Origin of the sequence: Streptomyces sp. NBC_01255 (assembly GCF_036226445.1) — a bacterium.
Taxonomy (GTDB): domain Bacteria; phylum Actinomycetota; class Actinomycetes; order Streptomycetales; family Streptomycetaceae; genus Streptomyces.
Genome location: NZ_CP108474.1, coordinates 8,310,495 through 8,329,589, shown reverse-complemented (window position 1 = coordinate 8,329,589; position 19,095 = coordinate 8,310,495). Strand labels below are relative to the sequence as shown.

Below are 19,095 nucleotides of genomic sequence, written 5' to 3'. Positions count from 1 at the left end.
CAGGGGTCCCCTGACGGGGACTCCCACCCGTCACATGGGAGTCCCCGTCAGGACTCCCCCGCCCCGCCGAAGCGGTCCCGCAGTTCGCGCTTGAGGATCTTGCCGCTCGCGTTGCGGGGCAGCTCCGGGGTGAAGTGGACGCGCTTCGGGGCCTTGAAGTGCACGAGCTTCTCGCGGGCGTGCGCGAGGAGTTCGGCCTCCGTGACCTCGCCGCGCGGGACGACGACGGCCGTGACCGCCTCGATCCAGCGCTCGTCGGGGAGGCCGATCACGGCGACCTCGGCGACGCCCGGGTGGGTGTAGAGGGCGTCCTCGACCTGCCGGGAGGCGACGAGCACGCCGCCGGAGTTGATGACGTCCTTCACCCGGTCGACGATGGTGAGGAAGCCCTCGGCGTCGCGCACGGCGAGGTCGCCCGAGTGGAACCAGCCGCCCCGGAAGGCCGCCTTGGTCTCCTCCGGCTTGCGCCAGTAGCCGTCGCACAACTGCGGTGAGCGGTAGACGATCTCCCCTGCGGTGCCGTCGGGCACGTCCTTCCCGTCCTCGTCGACGACCCGGGCCTCGACATGGCGGACGGGCCGGCCGCAGGAGTCCATCCGACCCTCGTGCTCGTCGGGTCCGAGGACGGTGGCCAGGGGGCCGATCTCGGACTGGCCGAAGCAGTTGAAGAAGCGCAGTCCGGGCAGCCGCGCCCGCAGTCGTTCGAGGACGGGTACGGGCATGATCGAGGCCCCGTAGTAGGCCTTGCGCAGCGCGGACAGGTCCCGACCGGCGAACTCCGGGTGGTTGGCGAGGCCGATCCATACGGTCGGCGGCGCGAAGAAGCTGTCAGCGCGGCCCGCCTCGATCAGGTCGAAGAGGACGGTCGGGTCGGGTCCGTCGACGATCGTGTTCTCCGCGCCGACCGCGAGGTAGGGCAGCAGGAAGACGTGCATCTGCGCCGAGTGGTAGAGCGGCAGCGCGTGCACGGGCCGGTCGTCCTCGCGCAGGTCGAGGGCCTCGACGGCGCTCGCGTACTCGTGGACGAGCGCGCGGTGCGTCATCATCGCGCCCTTGGGGAGGGCGGTGGTGCCCGACGTGTAGAGGAGCTGCACGATCTCCCGGGCGTCGCGGTCGGGTTCGTACGCCTCCGGTACGGCGACCGCGTCGAGGAGCGAACCGGGCGCGTCCCGGAGGGCCTTGACCGCGAATCCGTCCGGGACCCGGTCCGCGAGGGCGGGGTCGGCGAGGACGAGCGAACTCTCCGACTGCTCCAGGAGGTACGCGAGGTCGTCGCCGGTCAGGTGGTGGTTGACCGGCACGTGGATCAGGTCGGCCCGCGCGCAGGCGAGGAACGCGATGAGGTAGGCGTCCGAGTTGTGGCCGTAGGTCGCGACGCGGGCGGACTCGGGGAGGCCGATGCCGTGGTGCGGCTCCCGCAGGAAGGCCGCTGCGGTGGAGACGGCCGCGTCCAGCTCGGCGTACGTCCAGGTCCGGTCGGCGTACCGGAGGGCGATCCGGTCCGGGACGCGCTGGGCGCTCATGCGCAGAACGCCGTCGACAGTGCGGCTGAGGAGTCGTTCCATGCGGTGATCCTGGGCGCGGAACGGGCGGAAGGTCAAGTACCGGGCGCTACCCCGTACATCCTCGGAACCTCCCCCGACCTCGGATACCGAACGGGATGTTGACAAGGGGGCACGCAACTGCGTGCATGGTCCGACCCGCAGTGCTCATCCATCCGTTGGGAGGCACCTTGCACCTCCGCACCCGCCTGAAACACCTGGCACTCACCGGCGCGGCCCTCGCCGTCGTCACCGCCACGCTGCCCGGCGCGGCGGCCGCCGACTCCGGGGACCGGGGTCACCGGCCGTCCGACCGGGGCCTGTCGGCCGTCATCCGGTACACCGAGTACGGCATCCCGCACATCGTGGCGAAGGACTACGCGAACCTGGGCTTCGGCACGGGCTGGGCGCAGGCCGCCGACCAGGTCTGTGTCCTCGCCGACGGCTTCCTGACCGTGAACGGCGAACGCTCCCGGTACTTCGGTCCGGACGCCGCCCCGGACGGCTCGCTGTCCTCGGCCGCCACCAACGTGTCCAGCGATCTGTACTTCCGCGGCGTGAAGGACGCCGGGACGGTCGAGGAGCTGGTCCGGACCCCCGCGCCGGCCGGTCCGAGCGGCGATCTCAAGGAGCTGATGCGCGGCTGGGCGGCCGGCTACAACGCCTGGCTGCGGAAGAACCGGATCACGGACCCCGCCTGCGCCGGCGCCGACTGGGTCCGCCCGGTCAGCGCCCTCGACGTGGCCCGGCGTGGCTTCGCCGTCTCGGTCCTCGGCGGACAGGGCCGTGCCGTCGACGGCATCACCGGCGCACGGCCGCCCGCCGCTGCCCCGGCGACCGCTCCCCCGGCATCCGGGCAGGCACCCGACCCGGCGCGCACCGCGGAGGCGGCCCGCGCCCTGTTCGCCGCGGAGAACGCCACGATGGGCTCCAACGCCGTCGCGTTCTCCGGGGCCACGTCGGCCAACGGGCGCGGGCTGCTCCTGGGCAACCCGCACTACCCCTGGCAGGGCGGCCGCCGCTTCTGGCAGTCCCAGCAGACCATCCCGGGCGAGCTGAACGTCTCGGGCGCCTCGCTCCTCGGCACGACCGTCGTCAACATCGGCTTCAACGACAAGGTGGCCTGGAGCCACACCGTCGCCACCGGAGTGCCGCTCAACCTCCACCAGCTGACGCTCGCCCCGGGCGACCCGACCGCCTACCTGGTGGACGGCCGGCCCGAGCGGATGACCGCGCGCACGGTCACCGTCCCGGTCAAGGACGGCGCCCCCGTCACCCGTACCCAGTGGTGGACCCGGTACGGCCCCGTCGTCGGCGGGCTCGGCGCGCAGCTCCCGCTGCCGTGGACCGCGACGACGGCGTACGCGCTCAACGACCCCAACGCGACCAACATGCGCGGCTCCGACACGGCGCTCGGCTTCGGCAAGGCGCGCTCGACCCAGGACATCGCCGACACCCTGCGGCGCGTCCAGGGGCTGCCGTGGGTCAACACGATCGCGGCCGACTCGGCGGGGCGCTCCTACTTCAGCCAGTCGCAGGTGCTCCCGCGGATCACCGACGAGCTCGCCCAGCGCTGCTCGACCCCGCTGGGCCGGGCCACCTATCCGGCCTCGGGTGTCGCGGTGCTCGACGGCTCGCGCTCCGACTGCGCGCTCGGCTCGGACCCGGACGCGGTCCAGCCGGGGGTCTTCGGCCCGGCGCGGATGCCGGTCCTGCGGGACACGCCGTACGTCGAGAACTCCAACGACAGTGCGTGGCTGACCAACGCCGACCGGCCGCTGACCGGCTACGAGCGGGTCTTCGGCACCATCGCCACCCAGCGCTCGCTGCGCACCCGGGGCGGTGTCGAGGACGTGGCGGCGATGGCGGACCGGGGGCGGCTCACGGTGGCCGACCTCCAGCGTCAGCAGTTCGCCAACCGGGTTCCGGCCGGTGACCTGGCGGCGGCCGACGTCGCCGCGGCCTGTCCCGCGGCGCTGCCGGACGATCCCGAGGCCTGCCGGGTGATCGGGGCGTGGGACCGTACGGTGAACGCCGGGAGCCGGGGGGCGCTGTTCTTCGACCGGTTCTGGCGGAAGTTCAGCGGTACGGTGCCGCCGGCCGAGCAGTGGAAGGTGCCGTTCTCGGCGGCGGACCCGGTCCGTACCCCGCACACCGTGAACACGGCGGCGCCGGGCTTCGCGAAGGCGCTGCGGGACGCGGCGGCGGAGCTGCGGGCGGCGGGGATCCCGCTGGACGCGCCGCTCGGCTCCCACCAGTTCGTCGCACGGAACGGGGAGCGGCTCCCGGTGAGCGGCGGGACCGAGTCGCTGGGCGTCTGGAACAAGACGGAGCCCGTGTGGAACGCGGCGGGCGGCGGCTACGTGGAGGTCGCGCACGGGACCAGCCACGTACAGGCGGTGGGCTGGGACGGGGGCCGGTGTCCGGTGGCCCGCACCCTGCTCTCGTACTCCCAGTCCTCGAACCCGGCGTCGCCGCACTACGGCGACCAGACCCGGCTGTACGCGGGCGAGCGCTGGGTGACCTCCCGGTTCTGCGAGAAGGACATCCTGCGCTCGCCGGCGCTGCGGGTGGTGGTCGTCAGGGGCTGAACGACAGGAAGACGAAGGCGGCGAAGATCACAAGGTGGACGCCGCCCTGGAGGAGGGTCGCCCGTCCGGGCACCACGGTCAGCGCGCTCACCACACCGGTGAGGACGAGCAGGACCATGTGGACCGGCCCCAGGCCGAGGACCAGGGGCCCGGACAGCCAGATCGAGGCGAGCGCGATCGCCGGAATCGTCAGACCGATGCTGGCGATCGCGGAGCCGTAGGCGAGGTTGAGGCTGGTCTGCATACGGTCCCGGCGGGCCGCGCGGACGGCGGCGAGAGTCTCGGGCGCCAGCACCATCAGGGCGATGACGACACCGACGACCGCCTTGGGCAGACCCGCCGACTCGACGCCGTCCTCGATGGTGGGCGAGACCAGCTTGGCGTTGCCGACGACGGCGACGAGGGCGAGGACGAGCAGGCCGAGGCTCGCCTGGGTCTCGCGCTTGCCCGGCGGGTCGGCGTGGTCGTCCGACGACTCCTCGCCGGGCCGCGGCACGGGGAGGAAGTAGTCGCGGTGCCGGATGGTCTGCACGGCGACGAACAGACCGTACAGACAGAGGGAGGCGACGGCGGCGAAGGCGAGCTGCGCGGTGGAGAACTCGGGGCCGGGCTCACTCGTGGTGAAGGTCGGCAGGACGAGCGTCATCGCGGCGAGGGTGCAGACGGTCGCGAGCGCGCCGCCGGAGCCCTCGGCGTTGAAGACCGCGACGCGCGTGCGGAGCGTACCGACGAGGAGCGACAGGCCGACGATGCCGTTGCAGGTGATCATGACGGCGGCGAAGACGGTGTCGCGGGCGTAGGTCGAGGTCTTCTCCCCGCCTCCCGCCATGAGGGTGACGATGAGTCCGACCTCGATGACGGTGACGGCGACGGCGAGGACGAGCGAGCCGTAGGGTTCGCCGACGCGGTGGGCGACCACTTCCGCGTGATGGACGGCCGCGAGGACGGCGGCGATGAGGCAGACCGCGATGAGCGCGACGGCGAAGCCGGGGAGGTCACGCCCCCACGCCGCGCCAAGCGCAAGCGCCGCCACCACCGGCCCCCAGGTGGTCCACTGCCTTGTCAATGACGCCGTGCTCGAACTCATGATCCGCATCCTGCCACAAAGGGGGCTTTTGCCCGGTTCGGTCAATCCAAGGGGTCGCTGAGGCCTCGCTCGTACGCACTGAGGGTCTCGAGGAACATCCGTCGCTGCGGCGCGTCGAGCGGGGCGAGGGCCGAGCGCCAGGCGCCGGCGCTGCGGCCGAGCCAGCCGTCGATGGCGGCGGCGTGCGCGGGCGCGATGGAGACGATCTTGCGCCTGCGGTCGGCGGGGTCCTCGACCCGCTCCAGTACGCCCTTCTTCGCCAGGTCCCCCACCATGAGGCTCACCGTCGTCGGGGCGACCTCCAGGCGGGCGGCGAGCTCGTTGACGCTCAGCGACCCGTCGAAGAGGAGGTAGGCGAGCAACGAGAGATGGCGGGGCGCGAGCGTGAGCGTCTGCAGTTCGTCGGGAATCCTGATGCGCTTCACGCGCGAGACCATCCGAGGCATGAGCAGCAGCAACGTGCGCACGGCCTCGTCGAGTTCCGGCCCGTCGGCGGCCTCGTCACCCTCGTGTGCGGTTGACACCTCACACCCTCCCTTTTAGCTTTGCTTTCAAAGCAAATAGATCCGTCGGGGTCGATGCTACCGGAAGGCACAGCCATGTCCGATTTCAACCAACAGGTCATCGCGGAGTTCCGCGCCAACGGCGGCCTGGTGGGCGGGATGTTCGAGGGCGCGGCCCTGCTCCTGCTCACCACGACGGGCGCCCGCACCGGGCGGCCGCACACCACTCCGGCCGTGTACGCACGCGACGGGGCACGGCTCCTGGTCTTCGCCTCGAACGCCGGCGGGCCGAAGCACCCCGCCTGGTTCCACAACCTCAGCGCCGACCCGCACGTGACCGTCGAGCTGGGCACGCCGGAGGGCACCGTCGAGCGCTTCATCGCGACGGCGGTGGTGGCGGAGGGCGCGGAGCGGGACCGGTTGTACGCGGAACAGGCGGACCGCGAACCGGGGTTCGCCGCCTACCAGGCGGCCACGGACAGGACCATCCCGGTCGTCGCCCTGCACCGGGTGGACCTCGGGGACCCGGCGCGGCACCGGGCGATCGCCGACCACCTGGTCGCGGTCCATGCCGAACTCCGGGCCGAACTGACGGCTTTACGGGAGGGGCTGGACGCCGCGGCGAAGGAGGCGGAGGGCACGGCGAACGCGCCCGGCACGGCGGTACGGGCCGCCCCGGCACTCGGCCGCCGGCTGGCCCGCCACTGCCTGACCTTCTGCGGTGCGCTGCACGCCCACCACCACAATGAGGACAGCGCCTTCGACCTCCTGGAGCGCGAGTTCCCGGAGCTGTCCGACTCGCTGGACCGGATGCGCGAGGAGCACAAGGTGGTCGCCCACACCGTGGAGGAGCTGGAGGACCTCCTCGCCTCGGACGTCACACCGGCGGTTCTCCGCGCCGAGGTGGACCGTCTCGCGACCCGGCTGGAGGACCACTTCACGTACGAGGAGGCACAGTTGGTCCCGGCACTCACGCGCGGGCGGGCCGTGCCCGGAACGTAGCCGGTCGCCGGGAGCTACGGCGTGCGGAAACCGCGGAAGGTCACGTGCTTGCGCGTCACGAAGCCGAGCTTCTCGTAGAGGGCGATCGCGCCGGTGTTCGCTTCCGCCACGTGGAGGAAGGCGCCTTCGCCCCGCGCCTCGACACGTGCCGCGAGCGCGTCGACCAGGCGGGCCGCGTGCCCCTGCCCGCGGGCCTCGGGCGCGGTGCAGACCGCGCTGATCTCGGTCCACCCCGGCGGCCGGAGCCGCTCGCCGGCCATGGCCACCAGCGTGCCCTTCTCGCGGATGCCGAGATACGTGCCGAGTTCGGGGGTGCGGGACCAGAACGGACCGGGCCGGGTGCGTTCGACGAGGTCCAGCATCTCGGGCAGGCTGTCCGCACCCAGTTCGACCACGCGGTCGTCCGTCTCGTCGCCCGGACGCCCGGACGCACCGCCGTCCGGCCGGATCATCTGGCGGCCTTCAAGGACGAAGACGGGCTCCCAGTCCGACGGCGGGAGAACCGGGCAGCTGAACATGTCGGCGAACGCGCCCCGGCCCAGGAGTTCGGTGAGGTCGGCCCACCTCGCCGGATCCGGGTCGGTGGACACGGCGGCGAAGGTCGAGACGTCCGGCAGATAGGTGGCGGCCCGGCCGACACTGCGGGCGAGATGCGCGTGACGGCCGCGGAGGGACTCGCCCACCGGGTCGTCCAGTACGAAGGGATCGCGACCCGCCATCGTGTTGTCCCTCTCAAGCTCCGTGCCGAACGGGGAAGGAGGTCACCGTGGGAGACCTCCTCGCGGACGAAGTCTAAGGGGGCGGGACACCGCCCGGCCGGGCGGCCCTTAGAGCGGGCGGTCGTGGCCCTCCCAATACGGGTCGCGGAGGCGGCGTTTGTACAGCTTGCCGTTGGGGTCGCGGGGCATGGTGGTGACGAAGTCGAGGGACTTGGGGCGCTTGAAGCCGGCGAGGTGGTCGCCGCAGTGGGCCAGGATCTCGTCGGCGAGCGCGGGTCCCGGCTCGTGTCCCTCGGCTGCCTCGACGACGGCCTTGACCTCCTCGCCCCAGTCGGCGTGCGGGATGCCGAAGGCGGCGGCGTCCGCGACGGCCGGGTGGGTGAGGAGCGCGGCCTCGATCTCGGCCGGGTAGATGTTGACCCCGCCGGAGATGATCATGTCGATCTTGCGGTCGCGGAGGAAGAGGTAGCCGTCCTCGTCCAGGACGCCCAGGTCGCCGACGGTGAAGAAGTCGCCGATGCGGTTCTTCGCCGTCTTCGCCTCGTCCTTGTGGTACTGGAAACCGCCGGTGTTCATCTTCAGGTAGACGGTGCCCACTTCGCCGGGCGGCAGGCGTTTCCCGTCGTCGTCGAAGACGGCGAGTTCGCTGATCGGCCAGGCCCTGCCGACCGTGCCGGGCTTCTTCAGCCACTCCTCGGCCGTGGCGAAGGCGCCGCCGCCCTCGCTGGCCGCGTAGTACTCCTCGACGCACCGGCCCCACCACTCGATCATCGCCCGCTTGACGTGCTCGGGGCAGGGCGCGGCGCCGTGGATGGCGTGGCGCATGGAGGAGACGTCGTACCGGTCCCGTACCTCCTCGGGGAGGGAGAGCAGGCGGTGGAACTGGGTCGGGACCATGTGGGTGTGGGTGCAGGCGTACCGGTCGATCAGCCGCAGCATCTCCTCCGGCGTCCACCGGTCCATGAGGACCAGCGGATGCCCGATGTGCAGGGCCGCGGAGGCGAACTGGAGGACGGCGGTGTGGTAGAGCGGCGAGCAGACGAGGTGGACGTTGCCGTCGCCTGGCCGGATGCCGAAGATGCCGAGGAAGCCGCCGAGCGGGGTCTCCTCCGGGAGCCTCCCGGGCAGCGGCCGGCGGATGCCCCGGGGCCGTCCGGTGGTCCCGGAGGTGTAGTTCATGACCCAGCCGAGCGTGCGGTCGGCGGGTGCGGAGCCGTCCTGGCCTTCGAGGAGTTCGGCGTACGGGCGGAAGCCGGGGACCGTGCCGACGGCGTAGCGGTGGCTCGGGGCGAGCCCGGCCTCGTCGGCGGCGACGGTCGCCGCCTCGGCGAACCGCTCGTGGGCCAGCAGGACCTTGGCGCCGGAGTCGGCGACGATCCAGGCGATCTCGGGGCCGACGAAGTGGTGGTTGACGGGGACCAGGTAGAGCCCGGCCTGGGTGGCGGCGAGATGGGCCGTGAAGAACTCGGGGCCGTTGGGCAGGACGACGGCGAAGGCGTCGCCGCGTTCGAGTCCGGCGGCGCGCAGCCCGTGGACGAGCCGGTTGGCCTCGGTGTGCAGCCGGCCGGCGGTCCACTCCTCGCCGTCGGGCGCGACGAGGACCGTACGGCCCGGGTCCGCGGCTGCCTGGGCCCAGAATCCGGTGGTCGCCTGGCTCATGCCTCGCTCCGTCCCGCGATGCGGTTGATGCGGTCGACGGCCTTCTCGAAGCCCCGGGTGAGCTCGTCGACGACCTGCTGGACACTGCGCTCGGAGTTCATCCGGCCGACGATCTGCCCGACGGGCGTGCCGAGGAGCGGATCGACCTCGTACTTCTGGATCCGGGAGACGGCCTCGGCCACCAGGAGCCCCTGGAGCGGCATGGGGAGCGGGCCGGGGCCGGCCGGGTCGTCCCAGGCGTCGGTCCACTCGGTACGGAGCTGGCGCGCGGGCTTGCCGGTCAGCGCGCGCGAGCGGACCGTGTCGCCCGAGCCGGCGGCGAGGAGCTTGGCGGTCAGGGCGCGCGAGTGCAGGTCGGCCTCGGTGGTGGTGAGCCAGATCGAGCCGAGCCAGACGCCCTGGGCGCCGAGGGCGAGTCCGGCGGCGATCTGCTCTCCGCTGCCGATGCCGCCGGCGGCGAGCACGGGCAGCGGGGACACCGCCTCGACGACCTCGGGGGTGAGGACCATGGACGCGATCTCGCCGGTGTGGCCGCCCGCCTCGTACCCCTGGGCGACGACGACGTCGATGCCGGCCTCGGCGTGGTGGCGGGCGTGCCGGGCGCTGCCCGCGAGGGCGGCGACGAGGACCCCGTGGTCGTGGGCGCGGGCGACGACGTCCGGGGGCGGGGAGCCGAGGGCGTTGGCGAGCAGTTTGATCGGGTAGTCGAAGGCGACGTCGAGCTGGCCGCGGGCGACCTGCTCCATCCAGCCGGTGATGCGCCACCCGGAGGCCTCGCCCTCGGCGAGTTCGGGCACGCCGTGCTTGGCGAGGGTCGCGCGGACGAACGCGCGGTGCTCCTCGGGGATCATGGCCTCGACGTCCGCCTCGCTCACGCCCTCGACCTTCTTCGCCGGCATCACGACGTCGAGGCCGTACGGCAGCCCGTCCGTGTGCTCCTGCATCCAGTCGAGGTCGCGGGCGAGGTCGTCGGGCGCGGTGTAGCGGACCGCGCCGAGAACTCCGAATCCACCGGCTCTGGTGAGGGCGGCGGCCACCGCGGGGAAGGGCGTGAAGCCGAAGATGGCGTGCTCGATCCCCAGTGTGCGACTCAGCTCCGTCTTCATGGGCGGCAGGATGCCGCAGCGGCGCGGCGGAGGGAAGAGATTTCCTGATGCTGCGTCAGATTCTTTGGGGACGGCGCCTCTTCCTCGGGTGCCGTCCGCCGCGCCTCACCCCTCCTCCGGGGCGTCGACGGCCTGCCCGGCGCCCTGTGACGCGCGGCGTCCTGCCCGTTGCGCATCCAGTGCGGCCCTCGCCTCGGCGACCTCCCGCGCGATCTGCTCCGTCAGCAGACGCACCCGGGCCTCTCGCTCCGCACCGGTCAGGCCCGTGAGACCCAGCCTGGCGTCACGCTCCTCCTGGGACACGGCGCCCCTCCTCTCCTCGGTCGACTTCTGCCCCGCAGACGACGCTCACCCGTCGACCCGGTCCTTGGCCCACCACAGGAACGCCGCCGCGTGCTGCTGGTTGGCGAAACCCTCACCGGCAAGAGTGCGCAGGAGATCGTTGCTCCAGAGAATGAGGCGCCCACGGGTCCAGTTCACCGACTCGGGCTCCGGAAGTTCCAAGCCGTAGACGAGTCGCGCGATTTCGCGCTTGCCGCCGGCATCCGTCGTGTACTTGAGGATCGTGAGGAACCGGTCAGGGCGCATCACGCACAGAACCCGCGTGAGGAGGGCTTCCTTGAAGCCGGTCATGGAGAACGGCTTCGTGCCTGCCAGCAGGTGCTGGAGCCGATCCTCCAGGGGCACCCCGTCGGGTCCGTGCAGGAGGTACCCGATCGTCGCGCGGGTTCTCTCCGCCGCCGCCGCATCCCCCAAGTCGTTCCAGGCGGAGTTGAAGGTGGCCTGGTTCCCGGGCCGCGCACCGATCTCGGAGTTGGCGAAGTCCTTGAGCACCTGCGGGTTGCACGTCCGCAGCCCGTCAGGGGCGAAAACCTGTTGGTACGTCGACCAGTAGGCCGCCACGCGCGGATCGAAGTCCGGCTTGACGGCGAGATACTGCTCCTTGAGCCGGGCCACGCGCTCCAGCCGCTCGGGATCCACGTCCTCGGCCCTGGGGAATCTCGCCTTGAGCACCTCGAAGGAGCGGGCCGGTTGTCCCTGCGGGGACAAGGGCTCTCGATGCTCCCACTCGAAGCCGCACCGATGCCTGACCATCCGGCGTCCGCCGTCGAGCGTCGCGCCCACCTCGATGTCCTCGTCGTCACTGCACAGCGGACACATGACCAACGCCACGGCTACCCCCGGGTCTTCTTGCGCTGCCACCCACCCCTGAGCCGGACCGCTCCCCCGTCGGTTCGAAGAGTGCGGCGGCCCGGCTGCACGGATGGGCAGCGTACCCGTCGCGCCCCGTGGTGCCACCAGGCTCTGCGAGGCGCGCCGGAAGCCGTGATGCCGTGACCGGATCCGGCCGTAAAGCGGCGCCAGGTCGACGTTTCGTCGCGGCGCGTCGTGGGAGAGGGTGGGCATGACGGAGGATGCGACAGCACGAGACGGAGTTCTGAGCCGCCGCGCGTTCGGCGGCGGGGTACTGGCACTGGGAGGTGCGGTGATGATCGGTGCGGTGCCGGGGGCCGCGGCGGCGGCCGGTCCTGGGGGTGCGGCGCGGCGGACGATCCTGCGGCGCGGGTCGGCCGAGCGGGCCGGGCTGCTAGCGGACCACCTGGACCGGCTGGTCACGGACGCCGAGGCCTTCCTCGCCCCCTCCCCCACGCACCCCTGGTACGCGGGGGCCGTGCTGCTCGCCGGGCGCGGCGGGACCGTCGCCCTGCACCGGCCCATCGGCTCGGCCGTCCGCTACTCCGCGTACGACGAGAAGACGGACACGGGAGTCGAGCTGCCGCCGGGCGAGCAGCTCGCGATGACCGAGGACACCGTCTTCGACCTGGCGTCGGTCTCGAAGCTCTTCACGTCGATCCTGGCGGTGCAGCAGATCGAGCGCGGGACCCTCGAACTGGAGGCGAAGGTCACCGCGTACCTCCCGGAGTTCGGGGGCGGCGGGAAGCAGGACGTCACGGTGCGTCAACTGCTCACGCACACGTCGGGGTTCCGGTCCTGGATCCCCCTGTACCGGGAGCCGACCCGGGAGGGGAAGCTGCGGCTGCTCTGGAACGAGATCCCGGCGAACCCGCCGGGCTCCACGTACCTCTACTCCGACCTCAATCTGATCTCCCTTCAGCTGATCCTGGAGGAGATCACCGGTCACGGTCTGGACGTCCTGCTCCACGACGAGATCACCGCTCCGCTCGGGATGCACCGCACTCGTTTCAATCCACCGCTCTCCTGGCGGCCCGACATCGCCGCCACCGAGGACGCCCGGCGTCCCTGGTCGGGTCTTGACCGGGGCATGGTGTGGGGCGAGGTCCACGACGAGAACGCCTACAGTCTGGGCGGTGTCGCGGGCCACGCCGGGGTGTTCTCCCGCGCCTGGGACCTCGCGATCCTCGCGCGCACCCTCCTCAACGGCGGGGCGTACGGCCGGGCCCGCATCCTCTCCCCCGAGTCCGTCGACCTGATGTTCACCGACTTCAACACCGCCTTCCCCGGCGACGAGCACGGCCTCGGCTTCGAGCTCTACCAGCACTGGTACATGGGCGCGATGGCCACCCCGCGTACGGCCGGCCACACCGGATTCACCGGCACCAGCCTCGTCCTCGACCCGACGACCGACGCCTTCCTGATCGTCCTCGGCAACTCGGTCCACCCGGTGCGCTCATGGCGCTCCGGCTCGGCACCCCGGGTCACCGCGGCGAACCACCTGGCCCGCGCCGTCCCCGTACGCCCCGCCCGGGGCCGCCATGCCTGGTTCTCCGGCATGGCGAGCACCACGACGTCCACACTGACGCTCCCTCATGTGGCAGGCGCTGCACGCCTGGAGTGCGCACTGTGGTGGGACACCGAGCCGCACGCCGACCCGGTCGCACTGGAGACCTCGGCCGACGGCGGCACGACGTGGCAGCCGGTGCCCTTCACCACCGACGGCGGCACCGAGCACCCGACGGGCACGGTCGGCGGCTGGTCCGGCCGCGGCTGGCACTCCGTGTCCGCACCGCTGCCCGGGGCGGACACCCTCCTGCGCTGGCGGTACACCACGGACCAGCGGTACGTGGGACGGGGCGTGTACGTGGACGGGCTGCGGCTTCTCGACGGGGCTGGGCGCCCGGTGTTCGACGAGGCGCGGCCGGCGGACGGGGCACGGATCGAGGCGAACGGCTGGGCCAGGTCGGCCGATTGAGCCCGCACGTACGGTCTACGGGCGGACTACCGGGGCGGACTGCGCACAAATGATCACATGAGGTAGCGTCCCCGCCGGGAGATCTCACCGGGGGATGGGACGAACGCCTAGGCGAGCGTCCGTCGCGTCGCCCGTTCGCGGTGGCCTTCCGCTCCGCGGGGGTCGCCGCAACCGGCCCGCTGACGAACGCGGCACAACCGCTTCGAGGCCCAGCCGCCCCATCGTCCTTCGCCCTCACCTTCACACCGAGGTGTTCCTTCATGCTGCCCCTGTCCGAGCGCCGTCCACCGGGCGCTCGCCGCTTCGCGCTGCCCGCATGGCTGTGCGCGCTCTCCTTCGCGGTCCTGGCCGCGGTCGTCCTCGCGGTCACGCCGCCGTCGCGCGCGGCCGCGTCGACGACGATCGCCGGCGCCACGACTACGGCCACGACCGCCTCCGCGACGACCGCGACGACCGCGTCGCTCACCACGCAGGTGTCCACCGAGCCGTTCAAGGCGCGCGAGAACTACTTCTGCACCCGGATACCGGCCCTCGTCACCAGCAAGACGGGTGTCCTCCTCGCCTTCGCCGAGGGCCGCACGCGGCTGACGACGACCGGCTGCCACGACGTCGGCGACAACGACCTCGTGCTCAAGCGGTCCCTCGACGGCGGTGCGACCTGGGAGGCCCTCCAGGTCGTCGTCGGCGCGGGCGACGCGCTCGCGCACGGCAACCCCGCCCCGGTCGTGGACGCGGTCACCGGCCGGATCACGCTGCTGTACTCCAGCAGCGACTGGAACCGTGACGCGGCCAAGCCCTCGCGCAGCGGCTTCGCCCGTACCGTCCACGCCGTCCACAGCACCGACAACGGTCTGACCTGGTCCGCCGGCGTCGCGCTGCCGCAGCTGAAGGCCGCGGGGTGGAGCTGGGTGTCCACCGGCCCCGGCCACGGCATCCAGCTCGACCGCGGCCCGCACCACGGCCGGCTGATCGTGCCCGGCGACCACACGGCGGGGAGCAACACGACCGCGGGCGCCCACCTGTCCTACAGCGACGACGGCGGCCTGACCTGGCAGCTCGGCGCCACCACCGCCCCCGTGGCCAAGTCCGGCTCGTACCCGGCCGAGTTGACGGTCGCCCAGACCGTCGACGGCGGCGTGTACGTCAACGCGCGCAACTCCGAGCCGACCCGCTGCGCCACGAACGAGCACCGGCTGGAGACCACGAGCGCCGACGGCGGCGCCTCGTTCGCCGCGCCCTTCACCCCGGTGGCCAACCTGGACACGTCCCCGACGTTCGGCTCGCTGCTGCGGCTGCACGCCCAGGACCGCGACGGCAAGCCGAACCGGCTCCTCTACTCGGGACCCTCGCGCCTCGGCGCCGGCCCGCTGGAGGACCGACGTGAGCTGGCCGTCCGCTCCTCGTACGACGAGGGCAAGACCTGGAAGACCGTCGGCACCCTGGTCTCCGCGGCCCGCACCGGCTACTCCGACCTGACCGTGCTGTCGAGCGGCTCCATCGGCGTCCTGTACGAGACCGCCGGCAACATCCCGCACGGCAACGTCGTCTTCACGGCCTTCACCGAGGGCGCCATGGACACCGCCGAGAAGGAGCTGCGCCGCCCGCGCACCGCCGACACCCGCGAGCGCGCTGCCGGCGAGCCCGGCAACCACGCCGTCATCCACGGCGGGGCCGCGCTGGGAGCGCGCGGCAGCGGCAAGGCCATGGAGTTCGACGGCCAGGACGACTACCTGCGTCTCGTCTGCTCGCCTTCCCTGCGGGTCGACGACCGGAACTTCACCGTCACGGCCTGGTTCCGGCACACGGCCACCACCGGCACACTGCCGATCGTGTGGGCGTACGGGATGCCCGGCACCGACCCGCTCAAGAAGGGGCGGCACTTCTCGGTCCGGGCCGAACCCGGCACCGGAACCGCCGACGTCCTGCGGGCCACCGTCGGCACGGACATCGGTTCCACGGAGGTGACGCTGCCCTCCTCGTACAACGACGGCGGGTGGCACCACGTCGTGTTCACCCGCGACAGCCTCACGCTCGGCCTCTCGGTGGACGGGGGCGTTCCCGCCACGGCCGTCATGCCCGCGGGCAACTCGGCGACGGAACGGAACCTCACCCCCACCGGCGAGTTCAACATCCACATCGGTGCCCGGCCCGACTTCCCCAACCAGCCGGCCGGGGTCGCCCAGCTCTTCCGCGGCACCCTGGACGACGTGCGTCTCTTCCAGCGGGCGCTGACCCCGGACGAGGCCACCCTGGTGCGGGACGGCTCCCTCGCCGTGGCCACGGAGGACGAGCGTCTGCGCCTCGGTTTCTCCACCATCTGGTAGGCGGGTTGTCCACCGTCCGGTAGCCGGGACGACCCGCTCGGCGGCGGGCATGCGCCCGTCCGCCGAGCGGGTCAGTCGCCGGTTTGCGACGCGGCGCGCAGCGCGGTCAGTACGGGGCTGATCAGGGGGTGCTCCTCCGCGCCTCGCCGGACGGCGGCGAAGACCCTGCGGGTCGGGGCGACGCCGTCGATCGGGCGGACGTGCACGCCCGTGAGCTCCATGCCGCGCAGTGCCGACCGCGGCACGAGGGCCACGCCGGCGGACGACGACGCGAGGGCGACGACGGCGCGGAAGTCGTCGGACGAGTGCTCCGGGTGCAGCGTGAATCCGGCGTACTCGCAGGCCAGGACGGTCACGTCGTGACAGGGATTACCGGCGGACTGGCCGATCCAGGCGTCCTTGGCGAGGTCGCCGAGCGCGACCCGCTCGCCGGCGGCGAGGGGGTGGCCGGGGGGCAGCACCGCGTCGAAGGGCTCCGCGTAGAGCGGGACGCGGGTGAGCCGGGCGTCGTCCTCGCCCGGAGCGCCCCGGTACTCGACCGCGACGGCCACGTCGACCTGTCGGTCGAGGACCATCATCAGGCTCTCGTCGCCCTCGGCGTCCCGCACCCGGACCCGGATGCCCGGGGCGGAGTCGGCCAGGGCCCTGATGGCGGGGGCCACCACGAGCCCGATGCCGGTGGCGAAGGCGGCGACCGTGACCGTACCGGCCTCGCCGGAGCCGTAGGCGGCCAGTTCGGACTCGGCGCGCTCCAGCTGGGCGAGGACGGCGTTGGCATGGCTGAGCAGGATCTCGCCGGCCGGGGTCAGCCGGGCGCCGCGGGCGCTGCGGTCGACGAGCCGGTGGCCGGTCTCCTGCTCCAGGGCGGCGAGCTGCTGGGAGACCGCGGACGGGGTGAGATAGAGCGCGGCGGCCGCCGCCGTGACCGTACGGTGGTCCGCCACCGCACGGAGGATGTGCAACCGCCGCGCTTCGATCATGCCCCTAGTCTCGCAGGCCGCGGGGCCTGCGCCCGCCTCAGCCCTGGAGGGCGGCGCGGGCCTCGACGAACGCGTCCACGGCCCGGTTCACGTCCTCCGTGGAGTGCGCGGCGGAGAGCTGCACGCGGATCCGGGCCTGGCCCTGCGGCACGACCGGGTACGAGAAGCCGATCACGTACACGCCTCGCTCCAGGAGCAGCTCGGCCATGCGGCCGGCGACGGCCGCGTCGCCGATCATGACCGGGGCGATGGCGTGGTCGCCGGGGAGGATGTCGAAGCCCTCCTCGGTCATGCGGGAGCGAAAGAGCGCCGTGTTGGCGTTCAGGTGGTCGCGCAGGTCGCCGGCGGACTCCAGCAGGTCGAGGACCTTGAGGGAGGCGGCGGCGATGACCGGGGCGAGGGTGTTGGAGAAGAGGTACGGGCGGGAGCGCTGGCGCAGCAGGGCGACGATCTCGGCGCGGGCTGCGACGTAGCCGCCGGAGGCGCCGCCGAGGGCCTTGCCGAGGGTGCCGGTGATGATGTCGACGCGGTCCATGACGCCGTGCAGCTCGGGGGTGCCGCGGCCGCCGGGGCCGACGAAGCCGACCGCGTGCGAGTCGTCGACCATCACCATGGCGTCGTACCGCTCGGCCAGGTCGCAGATCTCGGCGAGCGGGGCGACGTAGCCGTCCATCGAGAAGACGCCGTCGGTGACGATGAGCTTGCGGCGGGCGCCGCCCTCGGTCGCCTCCTTGAGCTGCTGCTCCAGGTCGGCCATGTCGCGGTTGGCGTAGCGGAAGCGGCGGGCCTTGGAGAGGCGGATGCCGTCGATGATCGAGGCGTGGTTGAGGGCGTCGGAGATGACGGCGTCCTCGGGGCCGAGGATCGTCTCGAAGACGCCGCCGTTGGCGTCGAAGCAGGAGGAGTAGAGGATCGTGTCCTCCTGGCCGAGGAAGGCCGAGAGGCGGGCCTCCAGCTCCTTGTGCACCTCCTGCGTGCCGCAGATGAAGCGGACGGACGCCATGCCGTAGCCCCAGCGGTCGAGCGCCGCGTGGGCGGCGGTGACGACCTCGGGGTGGTCGGCCAGGCCCAGGTAGTTGTTGGCGCAGAAGTTCAGGACCTCGCCGGGGCGACCGCCCGCGGTGACGGCGACGGTGGCCGACTGGGGGGTGCCGATCACGCGCTCGGGCTTGTGGAGCCCGGCCTGGCGGATCTCTTCGAGGGTGGCACGGATGTCGTCGCGTACGGAATCGAACATGGGTCAGGCTCCCGCAGTCCAGTCGAGGATGATCTTGCCGCTCTTGCCGGAGGCCGCGTCGTCGAAGGCGGCCTCGTAGTCGGAGTACGCGTATCGGCCGGTGACGACGGGGGCGAGGTCGAGACCGCCCTCCAGGAGCACCGACATCGCGTACCAGGTCTCGAACATCTCGCGGCCGTAGATGCCCTTGACCGTGATCATGGAGGTGACGATCTTCGCCCAGTCGACGGCGAAGTCCTCGCTGGGCAGGCCCAGCATGGCGATCTTTCCGCCGTTGGTCATGTTGGCGACCATGTCGCGCATGGCGTGCGGGTTGCCCGACATCTCCAGGCCGACGTCGAAGCCCTCCTTGAGACCGAGGGTCCGCTGGCCGTCGGCGATGGTCTGCTCGGCGACGTTGAGGGCGAGGGTGACGCCCGTCTTGCGCGCCAGGTCGAGGCGCTCCTCGCTGACGTCGGTGATGACGACGTTGCGGGCGCCGGCGTGCTTGGCGACGGCGGCGGCCATGATGCCGATCGGGCCCGCGCCGGTGACGAGGACGTCCTCGCCGACGAGCGGGAAGGAGAGCGCCGTGTGCACGGCGTTGCCGAAGGGGTCGAAGATCGCGGCGATGTCGAGGTCGACGGGGACGCGGTGCACCCACACGTTGGAGGCGGGCAGCGCCACGTACTCGGCGAAGGCGCCGTCGCGGCCGACGCCGAGGCCGACGGTGGCGCGGCAGAGGTGGCGGCGGCCGGCCAGACAGTTGCGGCACTTGCCGCAGACGAGGTGGCCCTCGCCGCTGACCAGGTCGCCGACGGCGATGTCGGCGACGTCACGGCCGACGGAGACGACCTCGCCGACGAACTCGTGGCCGATCGTCAGCGGGGTGGCGATGGACTTCTGCGCCCAGCCGTCCCAGGAGCGGATGTGGAGGTCGGTGCCGCAGATGCCGGTCCGCTTGACCTTGATCAGTACGTCCCCGGGGCCGGTCTCCGGCTCGGGCACGTCCGTGAGCCAGAGTCCCGGCTCCGCCTTCAGCTTGACCAGCGCCTTCAATGCATCGGCTCCCGACGTGCGTGTCCTGTGATGTGCGGGTCCGGGCGCGACTGAGCACCCAAGATCCCTGGAAGAGAATCTTCCGTACGCGGGGCTCCTGGTCCATCGAGGATTTCTTAAGCGCGCTCGCAGATCA

General features: G+C 72.2%; 15 protein-coding genes. 4 read left to right on the top strand and 11 right to left on the bottom strand.

Going from position 1 to position 19,095, the window contains the following annotated elements:
* Positions 1–47: 47 nt before the first annotated feature.
* Entirely contained in the window at positions 48–1,565 is a 1,518-nt protein-coding gene (locus OG357_RS37525) for a fatty acyl-CoA synthetase (RefSeq protein WP_329625364.1), read from the bottom strand.
* Positions 1,566–1,732: 167 nt separating this feature from the next.
* On the opposite strand from OG357_RS37525, the gene OG357_RS37520 reads away from it, so the two are divergent.
* On the top strand, positions 1,733–4,132 hold the full coding sequence (locus OG357_RS37520) for a penicillin acylase family protein (RefSeq protein WP_329625363.1): 2,400 nt from the start codon (positions 1,733–1,735) through the stop codon (positions 4,130–4,132).
* Here OG357_RS37520 and OG357_RS37515 read toward each other — a convergent pair.
* Together OG357_RS37515 and OG357_RS37510 are read right to left on the bottom strand one after the other, a co-directional pair.
* Complete coding sequence (locus tag OG357_RS37515) at positions 4,122–5,219, bottom strand: calcium:proton antiporter (protein WP_329625362.1); 1,098 nt, start codon at positions 5,217–5,219, stop codon at positions 4,122–4,124. The genes OG357_RS37520 and OG357_RS37515 overlap by 11 nt on opposite strands.
* A gap of 41 nt (positions 5,220–5,260) precedes the next feature.
* Positions 5,261–5,665 (bottom strand): MarR family winged helix-turn-helix transcriptional regulator, encoded by a 405-nt coding sequence (locus OG357_RS37510; RefSeq protein WP_329625823.1) that lies wholly within the window; start codon positions 5,663–5,665, stop codon positions 5,261–5,263.
* A 153-nt stretch (positions 5,666–5,818) separates the two neighbouring features.
* Between OG357_RS37510 and OG357_RS37505 the strand changes: the two genes are divergently transcribed.
* On the top strand, positions 5,819–6,724 hold the full coding sequence (locus tag OG357_RS37505; RefSeq protein WP_329625361.1) for a nitroreductase/quinone reductase family protein: 906 nt from the start codon (positions 5,819–5,821) through the stop codon (positions 6,722–6,724).
* Between the two features lie 14 nt (positions 6,725–6,738).
* Here the strand turns inward: OG357_RS37505 and OG357_RS37500 are convergent, their stop codons facing one another.
* The 5 genes from OG357_RS37500 to OG357_RS37480 all read right to left on the bottom strand — a co-directional run bounded on the left by OG357_RS37500 (position 6,739) and on the right by OG357_RS37480 (position 11,615).
* Complete coding sequence (locus OG357_RS37500; RefSeq protein ID WP_329625360.1) at positions 6,739–7,443, bottom strand: GNAT family N-acetyltransferase; 705 nt, start codon at positions 7,441–7,443, stop codon at positions 6,739–6,741.
* A gap of 108 nt (positions 7,444–7,551) precedes the next feature.
* Positions 7,552–9,102, bottom strand: coding sequence for an acyl-CoA synthetase (locus OG357_RS37495; RefSeq protein WP_329625359.1), 1,551 nt, complete (start codon positions 9,100–9,102; stop codon positions 7,552–7,554).
* The gene (locus OG357_RS37490) at positions 9,099–10,208 is read right to left on the bottom strand and encodes an NAD(P)H-dependent flavin oxidoreductase (RefSeq protein WP_189512914.1); all 1,110 of its coding nucleotides are present in this window, start codon (positions 10,206–10,208) and stop codon (positions 9,099–9,101) included. The genes OG357_RS37495 and OG357_RS37490 overlap by 4 nt, the downstream gene beginning before the upstream one ends.
* A gap of 105 nt (positions 10,209–10,313) precedes the next feature.
* Positions 10,314–10,511, bottom strand: coding sequence for a hypothetical protein (locus OG357_RS37485; RefSeq protein ID WP_329625358.1), 198 nt, complete (start codon positions 10,509–10,511; stop codon positions 10,314–10,316).
* 45 nt (positions 10,512–10,556) lie between these two features.
* Positions 10,557–11,615 (bottom strand): hypothetical protein, encoded by a 1,059-nt coding sequence (locus tag OG357_RS37480; protein ID WP_329625357.1) that lies wholly within the window; start codon positions 11,613–11,615, stop codon positions 10,557–10,559.
* Between OG357_RS37480 and OG357_RS37475 the strand changes: the two genes are divergently transcribed.
* On the top strand, positions 11,614–13,380 hold the full coding sequence (locus OG357_RS37475; protein WP_329625356.1) for a serine hydrolase: 1,767 nt from the start codon (positions 11,614–11,616) through the stop codon (positions 13,378–13,380). The two genes, OG357_RS37480 and OG357_RS37475, sit on opposite strands and share 2 nt — an antisense overlap.
* Positions 13,381–13,640: 260 nt before the next feature.
* Positions 13,641–15,704: a sialidase family protein gene (locus OG357_RS37470; RefSeq protein WP_329625355.1), complete on the top strand. Its 2,064-nt coding sequence runs from the start codon at positions 13,641–13,643 to the stop codon at positions 15,702–15,704.
* A 71-nt stretch (positions 15,705–15,775) separates the two neighbouring features.
* On the opposite strand, the gene OG357_RS37465 is transcribed toward OG357_RS37470, so the two are convergent.
* Genes OG357_RS37465 through tdh form a run of 3 tightly spaced genes read right to left on the bottom strand, consistent with a single transcriptional unit; the run spans position 15,776 to position 18,959 of the window.
* Positions 15,776–16,684: a LysR family transcriptional regulator gene (locus OG357_RS37465; protein WP_329625354.1), complete on the bottom strand. Its 909-nt coding sequence runs from the start codon at positions 16,682–16,684 to the stop codon at positions 15,776–15,778.
* A 37-nt stretch (positions 16,685–16,721) separates the two neighbouring features.
* The gene (locus OG357_RS37460; protein ID WP_329625353.1) at positions 16,722–17,921 is read right to left on the bottom strand and encodes a glycine C-acetyltransferase; all 1,200 of its coding nucleotides are present in this window, start codon (positions 17,919–17,921) and stop codon (positions 16,722–16,724) included.
* Positions 17,922–17,924: 3 nt separating this feature from the next.
* Complete coding sequence (tdh, locus tag OG357_RS37455; protein WP_329625352.1) at positions 17,925–18,959, bottom strand: L-threonine 3-dehydrogenase; 1,035 nt, start codon at positions 18,957–18,959, stop codon at positions 17,925–17,927.
* Between the last annotated feature and the right edge of the window lie 136 nt (positions 18,960–19,095).